13 protein-coding genes and 1 riboswitch are annotated in these 13,004 nt (G+C 43.8%); of the genes, 8 read left to right on the top strand and 5 right to left on the bottom strand.

Annotation, left to right across the window (positions count from 1 at the left end):
- Window positions 1-175 precede the first annotated feature (175 nt).
- Window positions 176-781 carry a TetR/AcrR family transcriptional regulator gene (locus BLQ60_RS12115; protein WP_092620876.1) on the bottom strand — a complete coding sequence of 202 codons (606 nt, stop codon included), beginning with the start codon at window positions 779-781 and terminating at the stop codon, window positions 176-178.
- Between the two features lie 143 nt (window positions 782-924).
- Here BLQ60_RS12115 and BLQ60_RS12110 point away from each other — a divergent pair, with 143 nt between their 5' ends.
- Window positions 925-2,184, top strand: coding sequence for an oxygenase MpaB family protein (locus BLQ60_RS12110; protein WP_092620873.1), 1,260 nt, complete (start codon window positions 925-927; stop codon window positions 2,182-2,184).
- A gap of 35 nt (window positions 2,185-2,219) precedes the next feature.
- On the opposite strand, the gene BLQ60_RS12105 is transcribed toward BLQ60_RS12110, so the two are convergent.
- Window positions 2,220-2,675 carry a MaoC family dehydratase gene (locus BLQ60_RS12105; protein WP_092620870.1) on the bottom strand — a complete coding sequence of 152 codons (456 nt, stop codon included), beginning with the start codon at window positions 2,673-2,675 and terminating at the stop codon, window positions 2,220-2,222.
- Between the two features lie 182 nt (window positions 2,676-2,857).
- Between BLQ60_RS12105 and BLQ60_RS12100 the strand changes: the two genes are divergently transcribed.
- A complete protein-coding gene (locus tag BLQ60_RS12100; protein WP_092620867.1) occupies window positions 2,858-3,616 on the top strand; it encodes a hypothetical protein in 759 nt (252 codons plus the stop codon).
- A gap of 121 nt (window positions 3,617-3,737) precedes the next feature.
- On the opposite strand, the gene BLQ60_RS12095 is transcribed toward BLQ60_RS12100, so the two are convergent.
- Both BLQ60_RS12095 and hpt read right to left on the bottom strand, forming a co-directional pair.
- Window positions 3,738-3,989 carry a GlsB/YeaQ/YmgE family stress response membrane protein gene (locus BLQ60_RS12095; protein ID WP_092620864.1) on the bottom strand — a complete coding sequence of 84 codons (252 nt, stop codon included), beginning with the start codon at window positions 3,987-3,989 and terminating at the stop codon, window positions 3,738-3,740.
- Window positions 3,990-4,091: 102 nt separating this feature from the next.
- Window positions 4,092-4,631 (bottom strand): hypoxanthine phosphoribosyltransferase, encoded by a 540-nt coding sequence (hpt, locus tag BLQ60_RS12090; protein WP_213030478.1) that lies wholly within the window; start codon window positions 4,629-4,631, stop codon window positions 4,092-4,094.
- 256 nt (window positions 4,632-4,887) lie between these two features.
- Here hpt and BLQ60_RS12085 point away from each other — a divergent pair, with 256 nt between their 5' ends.
- The 6 genes from BLQ60_RS12085 (at window position 4,888) to gluQRS (ending at window position 11,511) form a co-directional block, all read left to right on the top strand.
- Window positions 4,888-6,018, top strand: coding sequence for a hypothetical protein (locus BLQ60_RS12085; RefSeq protein WP_092620861.1), 1,131 nt, complete (start codon window positions 4,888-4,890; stop codon window positions 6,016-6,018).
- 67 nt (window positions 6,019-6,085) lie between these two features.
- A riboswitch (TPP riboswitch) is annotated at window positions 6,086-6,245 on the top strand.
- A 96-nt stretch (window positions 6,246-6,341) separates the two neighbouring features.
- Window positions 6,342-8,237, top strand: a complete 1,896-nt coding sequence (thiC, locus tag BLQ60_RS12080) for a phosphomethylpyrimidine synthase ThiC (protein WP_092620858.1) — start codon at window positions 6,342-6,344, stop codon at window positions 8,235-8,237.
- A 59-nt stretch (window positions 8,238-8,296) separates the two neighbouring features.
- Window positions 8,297-8,971, top strand: coding sequence for an NUDIX domain-containing protein (locus tag BLQ60_RS12075; protein WP_092620855.1), 675 nt, complete (start codon window positions 8,297-8,299; stop codon window positions 8,969-8,971).
- The gene (gene cpdA, locus BLQ60_RS12070) at window positions 8,971-9,786 is read left to right on the top strand and encodes a 3',5'-cyclic-AMP phosphodiesterase (RefSeq protein WP_092620852.1); all 816 of its coding nucleotides are present in this window, start codon (window positions 8,971-8,973) and stop codon (window positions 9,784-9,786) included. The genes BLQ60_RS12075 and cpdA overlap by 1 nt, the downstream gene beginning before the upstream one ends.
- A 271-nt stretch (window positions 9,787-10,057) precedes the next feature.
- Window positions 10,058-10,588 carry an RNA polymerase-binding protein DksA gene (gene dksA, locus BLQ60_RS12065; RefSeq protein WP_092620849.1) on the top strand — a complete coding sequence of 177 codons (531 nt, stop codon included), beginning with the start codon at window positions 10,058-10,060 and terminating at the stop codon, window positions 10,586-10,588.
- Window positions 10,589-10,647: 59 nt separating this feature from the next.
- Window positions 10,648-11,511: a tRNA glutamyl-Q(34) synthetase GluQRS gene (gene gluQRS / locus BLQ60_RS12060; protein WP_092620846.1), complete on the top strand. Its 864-nt coding sequence runs from the start codon at window positions 10,648-10,650 to the stop codon at window positions 11,509-11,511.
- A gap of 287 nt (window positions 11,512-11,798) precedes the next feature.
- On the opposite strand, the gene ftsW is transcribed toward gluQRS, so the two are convergent.
- Window positions 11,799-12,971: a putative lipid II flippase FtsW gene (gene ftsW, locus BLQ60_RS12055; protein WP_092620911.1), complete on the bottom strand. Its 1,173-nt coding sequence runs from the start codon at window positions 12,969-12,971 to the stop codon at window positions 11,799-11,801.
- Window positions 12,972-13,004: the final 33 nt, after the last annotated feature.

The raw sequence follows: 13,004 nt of genomic DNA, 5'->3' as shown, positions 1-13,004 counted from the left end.
TAAGTCATTGTTTATCAATAATTTTTAATCTGCATCTCCGCCGATAGGTGCGCATTCTACACCATTCCAAAACCAACGCAACCCCATTTCTTATTCTTTTTTATCGGGTGCGTATTTAATGTTCATTTTGCCACTTTAGCGCTCAATTCTACGCCAATTTTTCTATTTTTTGGCTTTATGCTGTGTCTGGCTGATCAAGATAAGCCAAGAGCATGCTGAATAATTCTGTTTTTAAGCGGGCTTCTTCAATCATAAACTGATTGTGGCTCACAAAGCGCATCATCGTGAATAGGGTGCTGTTGATAATGACAAATGATTTATGCTTCAAGGTTTCAAAACTCCAGTGGCTATAAAAGCGATTAAAAACATAGATGCCGACCTCATAAAAGTGTTTTTCGAGTATTTGTGCTGGTTTGGTTTCAGTGTATTCGTGCCAGTTTTTTAGGATTTCTATGAGAAAGCCTTGGTCTGCTTTAAGCGACTCAAAGCCGAACTCAATGCTACTTCGAATCACTTCTTGAATAGATTTATGTTGTTCTTCGATCACTAAGGCTTTGAACGCCAATCCCAGCTTTTCACTTTTACGCAGTAGCAACTCAGCAATAATTTGTTCTTTATTTTCAAAATATTGATAGATAGAACCGACACTGACACCTGATATTTCAGCAATTTTAGGTGTTGTTGTATGTTGCACGCCATGTCGACTAATACAGCGCAAAGTCGCATCCAAAATATCATCAACGATGCGCTTGGCACGCTGTTGTTGCGGTCTTTTTCTCATATCTTCCCTGCTTTCATTGTATGGCTTCTGCCATTTTCGCTACGCATTTCTTGGGTTCATCAATTTCCTTTTGATAATGCGAATTGAATGCAAATAAATATTCATATTAGCATATGATTAAAACGTATACAGAGTAAAAAGTCATGTCACCAACCTCTCCGACTCGTCTGATTGCATTTGAGCATACTCAACATAGTAATTGGTTCACGCAGATTTTAAATCACCTTTGCGATGCACCAGTTCAGCCCAATTATGCTGAGCATTGCCAGATCGGACGGGATTTAAATGTTGGCGACTCACCTATGGATGCGGTCATTGAATGGGTGATGCAGGCGCCTAAAGTTCGTCGTAAATGCTTTGAAATTGCACTATTTCAAGGCTTTGATCATTTACCAGATGATGTGACTGGGTTGCAGGCGGATGGTATCGAGATTCTATATGATTTTTTTGCGCACCTAGAGCAAACACCCGCTTGGCTTGATCCGCAAAAAATTAACAATGCCGTTCAATTTACCCATCGTCTTGGTATCAATAATGGTTTTATTTTGCGTGATGTCTCTTTGATGGCAGGTTATTTATTTCCTGGTTTCAATCAACCTCTGGTGATGACTGGTGCACTGAAACAACAGGTCAATGTGCGTTTGGCTGAAACGACAAAATGGTGGATTGATATTACTGAAATGAATGGCTTGCAACGCTTTAATGCAGGCTTTACTTCAACGATTTATGTGCGATTTATCCACGCTTTAGTCCGTCATCAATTAAAAAAATCTGATCGTTGGGACAGTCAAACATGGGGTGTCCCGATCAACCAATATGATCTTGCAATGACCAATATTGCCTTTTCAAGTGTGGTGCTATTGGGTATTCGTGCTTTGGGCATTTTTCCAAATCAAAGCGAGGTCGATGATTATTTACATTTCTGGCGCTACGTTGGCTGGCTCATGGGTGTGGAAGAACATTGGGCTGTACAAAAGGAATCCGTGGCTTGGCGCTGGCTGTATTGGCTACAATTCTCACATCCTGCTGCTGATCAGTCCAGCTCAGCGTTAGGGCGCAGTTTATCGAAAGAACCTTTCTATCGAGAATATCTTCACTTTAGTCCTTTACAACAAAAACTCGCTTATCGACAGCATTTAGAAATTACGCAGTTTTTCATTGGTAAAAAGCGCATGCAAAACCTTGGCTTAGACACTCGCCCTGCCTCATGGTTTGCCTACTACTTACTCATTCGTAATTTGATTTTGTATACGGGCGCCAAACATAGCCCCAAACTGCATCAGTATTTACAAAATCAAGGTCGGCGCATGCAGAAGATGGGCTTGGCACTGTATCAACGTCCAAACAAGTCCCACGATCGGGATAAACCGCCTCGCAAGCAACTTGCCAGCATGCACCAGTAACCATCTTATGAACGCATCTATACGAAAGGTAACCGCTATAGCACGCCTGAATCTTTGCTCCACACCAAGATTTTCGTGGTCGACTCCTGAACGACCTCATTATTTTGATTTATGGTTTGGCTAAATAGCGTGATAATGCCTTGATTCGGCTTCGACTGTGAACGGCGCAAATCGGTAATTTCAGACTGAACATGTAATACATCATTCGGTCTGGTCGGACGCTTCCATTGTACATCCGCACCAAACCCAACCAAACCGCCCGCTACAGGGAAGCTCTCCACCCAAAGGCGCATGGTAATTGCGGCAGTCTGCCATCCGCTACCCGCCAACCCCTGAAATACAGGGTGTGCCGATGCCGCTTGATCATCTAAGTGAAAAGGTTGCGGATCGTAAGCTGATGCGAATTGCTTGATATTGTCTTCGGTTAGCGTGTATTCACTGCTTCGATAGGTTTGACCCACTGCCAAATCTTCTAAATATAATTTTTCCATGTATTTATCTCCTGTATTTGCGTTCTCATCATAGTAGAAAAAAGCGGAAATTTCGAGCCTCTTTAATCCACCAACACGCCATGCATTATCTCAACGGTTGTATTTGCGATTGCATCCTATTCTCGTCACGATTTTGTCATTTTATCCTGATATTTTAAACGCTTATTTCTGGGGGGGGTGACATGATGATCCATTTAAGTGATTATAAGCGAACTGATGCAGGAAATTTAGAACTCACGCAGCGCCAGCAAAAGCTCAATGCACGCACTCGTACCCTGCTGTTATTACTCGAAAAAGATGAACTAAAACAACTCAGCTTCGACGCACGTGGAAAAATCGCAAGTACTGAAAATTTTCAAAATTTATTAGATTTAGGGCTCATTATCAATATTGCAGGATCAGAGACAGCATCTATTATTCCGTCTAGTCCTAGTGCGACAAACGCATCTCAACAACTCATTCAAAAAGCACATGCATCCAATCACATTGATAAATTAGATTCAGAGAAATTCAGCGCAAATCAATCGACAAGTCACATTACCAAATCCAGCACCAATATTCAGTCTGACACAGCTCAAGCACAGCCAGAAGCGCCCTCGCCATTTAAAGCACCAACAATAATTAAGCAGCATGAAAATAACTTAGCCGAGCATGATGTAGCTAAAGATCAACACAGTGAAAAAGCGAAAATACACACCATCGGTTTTGATGAGGTGAAAACTTTGATGCAACACACTTTACAGCAATATGCGGGCTTGATGGCAAAGCGTTTGGTCGTTGCGATCGCAGAAGCAGAAAGCACCCAACAACTTCGCCAGCATCAAAGTAAATGGCTCACTTCATTATTTGAAACACGCATCAGTCGCCAACAACTCAATGAACTCTTGGCGGTGATTAATGCCAGTCTGGAACAGATCGATCAGAATGCGATGGCGAGTTAATTGCGGTTGTACATCAGTAAAAATGTTTTTAAGCAATAAAAAATGCCTTAAAGCATAGTGAGCTTGAAGGCATTTCGTTGAACGTCTAGTTTGAAAATCTAGAAAAAGTTTGAGCCGAAACTCAAACTTTTTTGCGTGCAAAATTATAAATCACCAAGACAATAATCGCACCAATCACCGAGAAGATGAAGCCTGCCGCTTCGTTGGCAGAGTACCAACCAAGTAAACGCCCTGCATAGGTCGCCAATAACGATCCGCCTATACCCAGCAACGTGGTCACAATAAAGCCTGCTTTATCGTCGCCTGGATGCAGTGCCCGTGCAATCAAACCAGCGATAAAACCAACAATAATAGCCCAAATCAGTGATAGCATACTGCTACTCCCTTGTCTTTGTTTTCATTTATTATTTATCGACAATATGTAGGAATATATGGTGTCTTTGGGCGCTTTATGTAGCGATATTGTGCAACCGAATTACTCAATACCCAGCACATGACCAATGTATGGCAGATGACGATATTTCTGTGCATAGTCCAGACCATAACCGACAATAAATTTGTCTGGAATTTCAAAACCGACATATTTCACAGGGATATTGATGATACGGCGAGACGGCTTAGAAATCAACGTGCAAATTTCAATGCTGTGTGGTGAGCGTGTTTGAAGAATTTCAACGACTTTGCTCAAGGTATAGCCTGAGTCAATAATATCTTCGACAATTAATACATCTTTGCCAGCAATCTGACCATCTAAGTCTTTGAGAATTTTTACATCACGAGTCGATGACGTGCCACTCCCATAGCTCGATGCAGTCATAAAGTCGAGTTCATGTGGAATTTCGACCTGACGACACAAGTCCGCCATAAAGATGATACTGCCACGCAGTAAACCGATTAAAACCAACTCCTTATTATTATTCTTATAGTCTTGGTTGATTTGCGCTGCAAGCTCATAAGTGCGTTCTTGGATCTCATCAGCCGAGATCATAACTTCCATTTGCGTAACTTGTGACATGGATAGATAGCCATACGAATGTAAAGCAGTTTATTTTAAACAAACTAGATGACGAAATCTAATCTTTCTGCTGTGTGAATATGCAAATTCTGCAAAAAAATGGATACAGGTCATCATAATCAACGCATCAAGATAGCCAAGGAGTGATCATGCGAGTGAGTTTATGATGCTTGACTTTCATCCAATGCGCACAATGGGTTATGCTCAGCACAATCAGATCATGATCACGCAACAATCAGAAAAATAGAGGACAAAAATGAGCAAAGCCCTGCAATATTCTAGCGTTTTCTTACTCTTAGGCGCACTATGTGCTTGCCAACCCAAAGCGGAAACACCTGCGACCCCTAAAAAAGAATCAGCGACAAAAACAACGACTTCAGGGCAAAGTGAGATCACTTCGACTGAAGAAAAGCGCAACTGTACTCAGCTCAGTCAAGCCATGACCGACATTGATGCAAAAAGTACGGTTGAGGCGCTAGACACGGTAAATACCCAACTCAAACAATGCCTGCCTCAATCAGAGCAAGCCCAACGCATGGCATGGATGGATGCATCAAGCGCAATGTATCAGCGCTTTTTAACGGGTGATCCAATACAGCTACAAAAATATGAGGCGTTTGAGCAATACGGACTCAGCCTGTTAGAGGCAAATCAAGGCAATGCGCATGACCCGAGCAAACCCTTTCCAAATAAAGGCGATGAACAGTTATTTAAAAAACTCGCAGTTCGGGATCAATATCTGCTCACACATCAAGGACAAGCCTACATTGAGCTACATTATCAAGGTGAAGGCATGTTTACCTTTCGGCGAAATCCAGCCTATCTAAAAGACATTTTTGCTAATGCGCTCCCCGAAGACCAGCGTGTTTTTATCACTCACATGGCAGAAGATAATGCAACGCTACTTTATAATGATGCAGCGATTTCCATATCGTGGGCGGAATTAGTTGAACGCGCTCTATTTTGGGAAAGTTATCTGAAGAAATATCCGAAAAGCCCGTATAAAACCGATGCCAATCGCTTGTTTAAAGAATATCAATTTTTGATTTTTGTCGGCACAGATAACTCGCCTGTATCGGATGAATTTAGCACTGATGCATGGATCGATGAAGATGCACTCAAACAGATTAAAGCATTGGCAAAGCGCCCAAACACGGCACTGGCAAAGCAGGCACAAACCTTTTTAAAGTTCATTGAGACCACACCGACGGCACGTCGAGCGCAATATCCTGTCACCGATGTCGATCAAGAAGGCTATGAGAAATCTTCTATTAGCATTGCGCATGAACAACTGCGAAAGGCGCTCAATCTGCGCTCACCGTGGAATGATGAGCATGGCTACCGTGAATGTCATGAAGATGCGCTTTGCTATGATGTGCGCTATTAACACCTTAGCAACGATTATGCAGAGAAAATAGCCAAGCAAATTTTTGAAATTCTGTTACTCTTTGAAGCATTGCTTGACGGAGCGCGAGTAAGCACTCGCTGAGATCGTATTAAGTCTTTAATCATGGCTTCAGAATGGAAAATTTTTGAAGTTAAAAGAGTTTAAATACGAGTACCGTTGAACCTGATCAGGTTAGCACCTGCGTAGGAATCAAGCTCGCTAATCCACTGAAAATGTATGATAAATTTCTTTATCACCTGCGTATTTTCTATCGCTGTTTTAGTTCTGCTTGATTCGTGATTGTTCTGCCAAAGGATACAGCCATGAACCAACTCTCGAATCTCAATTCATCATCAAGTTCAACCGCTCAAAATGAAATTAACGCACGGCACGAACAAGATGCCAAAGATTTAACCCGCATTTTACCTGCTTCACAAAAAGTCTATGTCGAAGGCTCACGCAGTGATATTCAAGTGCCATTTCGTGAAATCACCCTCACCGATACCCCAACAGGCTTGGGCGGTGAAAAAAATCTACCGCTTCGTGTTTATGATACTTCTGGTGTCTATACCGATCCAAATGTAAAAATTGATTTAAATAAAGGCTTGCCATCGATCCGCCAAACGTGGATTGAAGAACGTGATGATAGTGAAAAGCTAGACAGTTTAAGCTCAAAATTCGGTCAAGAACGCCTCAAAGACATTCGTACCGCTGAAATTCGTTTTGCGCATATTCAAAATCCTCGCCGTGCAAAAATTGGCAAAAACGTCAGCCAAATGCACTATGCCAAGCAAGGCATTATCACGCCTGAGATGGAATATATTGCGATCCGTGAAAATCAGCGTCAACGTGACGGTGTAGACATGCGTCAGCACGCAGGACAAAACTTTGGTGCAAAAAATTTAACCGAAATTACCCCTGAATTTGTCCGTCAAGAAGTGGCTGAAGGTCGAGCGATTATTCCTGCCAATATCAATCATCCTGAATGCGAACCGATGATTATTGGGCGCAACTTTTTGGTGAAAATTAACGCCAATATCGGTAACTCTGCGCTTGGCTCAAGCATTGATGAAGAAGTGGCAAAAATGACGTGGGCGACCCGTTGGGGCGCAGACACCATCATGGATTTATCGACAGGTAAAAATATCCATGAAACCCGTGAATGGATTATCCGTAACTCACCTGTACCGATTGGTACTGTGCCGATTTATCAAGCCTTAGAAAAAGTCGATGGCGTCGCAGAAGACCTGACTTGGGAAATTTTTAAAGACACGCTGATTGAGCAAGCTGAACAAGGCGTGGACTATTTCACCATTCATGCAGGCGTATTGCTACGCTATGTGCCGATGACGGCAAATCGCTTAACAGGTATTGTGTCACGTGGTGGTTCAATCATGGCACAGTGGTGTCTTGCCCATCATGAGGAAAACTTCCTGTATACCCATTTCGATGACATCTGCGAAATCATGAAAGCCTATGACGTGTCATTCAGCTTAGGTGATGGTTTACGCCCAGGCTGTATCCAAGATGCCAATGATGAAGCGCAATTTAGCGAGTTGAAAACTTTGGGCGAACTCACGCACCGTGCATGGGAACATGATGTGCAAGTGATGATCGAAGGACCGGGGCACGTGCCGATGCACATGGTCAAAGAAAATATGGACTTGCAACTTGAAGTCTGTAAAGAAGCACCGTTCTATACCCTTGGACCACTGACCACTGACATCGCACCGGGTTATGACCACATCACCTCAGCCATTGGTGCAGCGATGATTGGTTGGTACGGTACGGCAATGCTGTGCTACGTGACACCAAAAGAGCATCTCGGTCTGCCAAATAAAAAAGACGTCAAAGACGGCATTATCACCTATAAAATCGCAGCGCATGCCGCCGATTTGGCCAAAGGTCATCCAGGTGCACAGGCGCGTGACAATGCGCTGTCTAAAGCACGTTTTGAATTCCGCTGGGAAGATCAGTTCAATCTGGCACTCGATCCTGATACGGCTCGAAGCATGCACGATGAAACCATGCCGAAAGAAGCGCACAAATCTGCGCATTTCTGTTCGATGTGCGGACCGAAATTTTGTTCGATGAAAATCACACAAAATGTCAGAGATTACGCAGCTCAGCAAGAAACTGACGCAGAGCGTGAACAAGGTCTACAGCAGATGAGTGAAGAATATCGACAGCAGGGCAAATCTCTCTACCAAAAGGTTTGATCTTTTCCAAATCGCCATATAGGCTTATAAGTGTCGAATTTTGATGTATTTATAAGCCGATGTCGAAAACCTCTTTTTTTTCAGAACGGTTTTACCAAGCACGTTTTAGCCATGATGATGTTGAAGTCCTAGATCGACAACAACGTTATCGTGGTTTTGTGTCTGTAGAAAGTTTAACGCTTCGTCATCGCCTATTTGCCAGCCAAGATTTTGGCACAGTGATTCAACGTGAAATTGTGCGTCGTCGTGAAGCGGCGGGGGTCATCGTGCATGATCCTGCCTTGCAGAAATTTCTATTGATCGAGCAGTTTCGTGCAGGTGCGCTCAATGCAAAAAGCACACCATGGCAATTAGAAATTATCGCGGGGCTAATCGATGACGGTGAAGATGCTGCGACTTGTTTGCAACGTGAAGCACTGGAAGAAGCAGGCTGTGCCATCTCACAATTAGAATTACTCTATCGCTATCACCCGTCGACGGGTGCCAGCGATGAAATCTACAATCTCTATGTCGCCACCGCTGATCTCAGTCAAGCAGGTGGAGTACATGGTGAGGTCTCGGAAGGCGAAGACATTTTGGTGCATGTATTTGACTATGCACAGCTTGATGAGCTGATGCAGAGTGATCGTCTGAGCAATGCCTCACTGATCATTGCTCTGCAATGGTTGCAGTTTTACTTATTTAAGCAACATCAATTGCATCATCTCACAGCTCCAGTCACGGAGGGATCTTGATGAATCAATCTGTCCCACCCAAGCGATTTGATTCGCAGCGCCCTTTTCACATCCTACAAATCAGCGACTGCCACCTCATGTCTGACCCAAATCAGACTTTTGCAGGTATTTTGCCACTGAAATCTTTGCAAGCGGTGCTGGCACATGCCACACAGCATGTTGCCTTTGACTGCATTCTCAACACAGGCGACATTGCGCAAGAGCCTGTTCCAGAGGCATATCATCTGTATTTGGAAACGGTCAAACAGTTAAAGCGCCCGCATTACTGGGTTCGTGGCAATCATGATGAAAATCAAAACTTTCCATCCCTCAATCAAGATGATCATCCCAATGTGATTTTGGCGGGTAACTGGTGCATTATTCTTTTGAATAGTCAGGAAAATCATCAAGTTTCAGGGCATATTGATGGCTATGATCTTGAGCAACTTGAGCAACTGCTCACCAAATATCAAGATTTTCACGTTTTGCTGGCGCTTCATCACAACACCTTTGACGTGGGCTGTGCATGGTTAGCCCCACACCAACTGCAAAATAGTGCGCAATTCGTTGCCTGTATTGAACGACATCGCAATGTCCGCGCCGTGATTTCTGGGCATGTGCATCAAGAGTTTCATTATCAACATGGGCAAACCACGTTCTTGTCCTGCCCCTCGACCAGCATTCAATTTAAGCCGCATAGTGCAGAATTTCGCTTAGATGATCTGCCACCTGGCTATCGTACCTTGGCGCTGTATCCTGATGGACATTTTGAAACTGCGGTACATCGTATCGACGCACAAATCGGTGCTGTCGATATGGAACTCAAATCCTATTAAGCCCTTCGCTTCCCGTTTCAAATTCGACGATAATGTGTCGAATTTGCGATTTTTTGATCAATACATTCTGATTAAAAGCATACTAACTCCTTGTTTTTAATCAATTGACCATCCTCGCCATATTTATACACGTTTTGGGACTACCATCTTTTGCAAAAAATCTATATGATGTGCGCCCGAGTAATATTCAGGCAAGTCGATCGTAAACTACTTGCTTTTTACCTCACTTTTTGCGTATAGATATACACTAGTTCGATGAGGAATGCCCCGAATGGCGAATCAAGACCAAACTCAATTGGAAGATGTAAAAGATGTGGCAACTGCGGAGAAAGCTGCTGCCAAACGTCCACGTAAAGCAAAAGCGAAAACCACAGAGATGGCAAGCGCTGCGAGCCTATTCGGTTTTGCGCCATATCAAGAAAAGAAAAATGAAGAATATATGTCTGAAGGACAGCTTGATCATTTTCGTAAAATCTTAGAAGCATGGAAAGCAGAACTGATGTCTGAGGTGGATCGCACCTTAAACTCGATGCAAGATGAATCTTCGGCGTTGCCTGATGTCAATGACCGTGCCACGCAAGAAGAAGAATTTGCGATTGAACTGCGTACCCGTGATCGTGAGCGCAAGTTGATTCGTAAAATCGAGCAATCTCTGCAAGCGATTCAAGATGAAGATTATGGCTTCTGCGAAACCTGTGGTATCGAAATCGGTCTACGCCGTCTAGAAGCTCGTCCAACTGCGACTTTGTGTATCGACTGCAAAACGCTTGCAGAGATCAAAGAGAAGCAAAATAACGGTTAATCATGCTGTTCAATAATCCTCCCCCAACCCCTCCTTTACAAAAGGAGGGAGGTAACAGGATGGATTATGTGGGTAGGTTTGCGCCATCACCCACAGGACCACTACACTTCGGCTCGTTGATCACCGCATTAGCGAGCTACTGCGAAGCCAAATCCAATCAAGGACGATGGCTAGTTCGTATCGAAGATACCGACATTCCCCGCATTTATCCCGACAGCGAACAGCACATTCTACGCTGTATCGATGCATTTGAATTTGCGCCTGATGGCGAGATTCTCTTTCAAAAAGATCGCCTTGAAATTTATGAAGATGTTTTAGCGCAACTGAAATCTCAACACCATATTTACGCCTGCCAATGTACCCGAAAAATGCTCGGCAGTAATGCCATCTATGCAGGGACATGCCGAGATTTAAACCTCGATTTTGCCAATCAAGCCATCCGCTTAAAAGTGAACGACCAAACCACCTGCTTTGATGATCCCCTACAAGGTCGACAATGTAGCAACTTGGCGGAAGATCTGGGCGATTTTGTGCTGAAACGCCGTGATGGCATCATTAGTTATCAATTAGCGGTAGTGGTCGATGATTATTTGCAAGGGGTGACCCATGTGGTGCGAGGTGCGGACTTGCTGGACAACACCGCACGTCAAATCTGGCTAGGGCGTTGTCTAGGCTATCCTGAGCTGAATTATTTACATCTACCACTGGCGATGAATGCCGATGGACGCAAGCTGTCTAAACAAAACTTTGCACAGCCACTTGATCCAAACAATGCCTCAGCATTGCTCTCCCAAGCAGCACAAGCACTTAATCAGCTCCCGCTTGATCTAGACCGTCCATCCACCATGTTGGCGCAAGCGGTAGCTCAGTGGAAACTTGAGCGCATTCCACACAGCATGACCTTGTCGCAAGTTTATCAATAACGAAAATTCGATATTGGATGAGTAAACGCTTTTTAATTCGTAGAAACGTCAGTCGCATTGTTCGAGGGCATGAGGAATATATTCCGCAAGATTTAGTAAAGTGGCGTTCTACAAGGTATTAGATTAATTTTGGTGTATGACCGAGTTTGCGACTGACAAAATGGCTTTGCCTACTTTCCCCGAAAGGAAAGTAGGTCGAACCGAAGGTTAATTACAGGGTAATAAGTTTAAACAACAAGATCTTGGTTAAGATATTTTCATACTCTTGATGATATATTTTAAGTTCATCAAGTATCGGTTCGTAGCTCTGCTTTGCCCTTGGTATCTTTATCAATACGGAACATCACCCCGATCATAAAGGCGCAAATTAACAACGATGAACCACCATAACTAATAAATGGCAAAGTCAGTCCTTTGGTTGGAATCAAGCCCATATTCATGCCTGCATTCACGCAGATTTGTAATAGGAAAATCACCGAAATACCATATGCCAAATAACCACTACGATAATGTCCATTCGCCAGCGCACGATGCCCAATACGCATACAACTTGCCAGCATCAAAAACGATAAACTAAAGATAATGCTAATGCCGAAGAAACCCAATTCTTCACCAGTCACAGCCAGCATAAAGTCGGTATGTGCTTCAGGCAAATACGATAACTTCTGCACGCTATGCCCAAGCCCCGTACCAAACCATTCACCACGACCAAAGGCTATCAAACTCTGCGCCAATTGATAGCCATCGCCTTGCGGGTCTTGCCACGGATCACTAAACGACATCAAACGGCGATAACGATAAGGCTCAATCACGATAAACATCGCCAGCAATGCCACCACCACGCCAAACAGCACCATAAATGCCCGTGTCGGCGCACCTGCCAAAAAGAACACGGTAAACATGGTCATGATAATCACCGCGGACGCCCCCAAATCAGGCTCAAGCATGATCAAACCGACTGTAGTACCGACAGGAATACAGAGCCGTACAAAGCTGGAAAAGCTCTCTCGCACCTCACCACCACGACGCACCACATAATCTGCGGTAAACACGGTCATGGCGAATTTGGCAAACTCCGACGGCTGGAAGGTAAATCCCGCCAGACTCAGCCAGCGTGTGGAACCATTAACATCTCGCCCGATCACCAGTACCAATAACAGCAAAATCAGCGTCACAATCCATAACAAAATCGGGGCTTTGCCAAACCAGTTTTTCAACTGAAAGTTATAGGCGGCAATCCCTGCGATAAATGCCAAGACAATATATAAGGCATGCCGTGAGACATAGTGAAATGGATTTTCATGTAACAGCTCAGCATAGGGCATCGATGCCGACGCCACCATCACCGTACCGATACATAGCAGACTCAGCACACAAAACAATAAAGTATTGCGTGCCGTCACTTCCGCAGGTAAAAACGCCAACAGCCGATTAAACCCGAGATCGATCCGATGTTGCATCCACTGTAGCTTGGGATAGATAAACTCTTTCAT

The organism is Acinetobacter marinus, from assembly GCF_900096915.1.
Classification (GTDB): Bacteria; Pseudomonadota; Gammaproteobacteria; order Pseudomonadales; family Moraxellaceae; genus Acinetobacter; species Acinetobacter marinus.
Note: the sequence above shows the minus strand (reverse complement) of the source record. Positions and strands in the feature narration are given on the sequence as shown.

What these genes read in the sequence shown, in the direction of transcription:
- BLQ60_RS12115 (WP_092620876.1), bottom strand. Translation starts at nt 781, where the DNA reads ATGAGAAAAAGACCGCAACAACAGCGTGCCAAGCGCATCGTTGATGAT.
- BLQ60_RS12110 (WP_092620873.1), top strand. Translation starts at nt 925, where the DNA reads ATGTCACCAACCTCTCCGACTCGTCTGATTGCATTTGAGCATACTCAA.
- BLQ60_RS12105 (WP_092620870.1), bottom strand. Translation starts at nt 2,675, where the DNA reads ATGGAAAAATTATATTTAGAAGATTTGGCAGTGGGTCAAACCTATCGA.
- BLQ60_RS12100 (WP_092620867.1), top strand. Translation starts at nt 2,858, where the DNA reads ATGATGATCCATTTAAGTGATTATAAGCGAACTGATGCAGGAAATTTA.
- BLQ60_RS12095 (WP_092620864.1), bottom strand. Translation starts at nt 3,989, where the DNA reads ATGCTATCACTGATTTGGGCTATTATTGTTGGTTTTATCGCTGGTTTG.
- hpt (WP_213030478.1), bottom strand. Translation starts at nt 4,631, where the DNA reads ATGTCACAAGTTACGCAAATGGAAGTTATGATCTCGGCTGATGAGATC.
- BLQ60_RS12085 (WP_092620861.1), top strand. Translation starts at nt 4,888, where the DNA reads ATGAGCAAAGCCCTGCAATATTCTAGCGTTTTCTTACTCTTAGGCGCA.
- thiC (WP_092620858.1), top strand. Translation starts at nt 6,342, where the DNA reads ATGAACCAACTCTCGAATCTCAATTCATCATCAAGTTCAACCGCTCAA.
- BLQ60_RS12075 (WP_092620855.1), top strand. Translation starts at nt 8,297, where the DNA reads ATGTCGAAAACCTCTTTTTTTTCAGAACGGTTTTACCAAGCACGTTTT.
- cpdA (WP_092620852.1), top strand. Translation starts at nt 8,971, where the DNA reads ATGAATCAATCTGTCCCACCCAAGCGATTTGATTCGCAGCGCCCTTTT.
- dksA (WP_092620849.1), top strand. Translation starts at nt 10,058, where the DNA reads ATGGCGAATCAAGACCAAACTCAATTGGAAGATGTAAAAGATGTGGCA.
- gluQRS (WP_092620846.1), top strand. Translation starts at nt 10,648, where the DNA reads ATGGATTATGTGGGTAGGTTTGCGCCATCACCCACAGGACCACTACAC.
- ftsW (WP_092620911.1), bottom strand. Translation starts at nt 12,971, where the DNA reads ATGCAACATCGGATCGATCTCGGGTTTAATCGGCTGTTGGCGTTTTTA.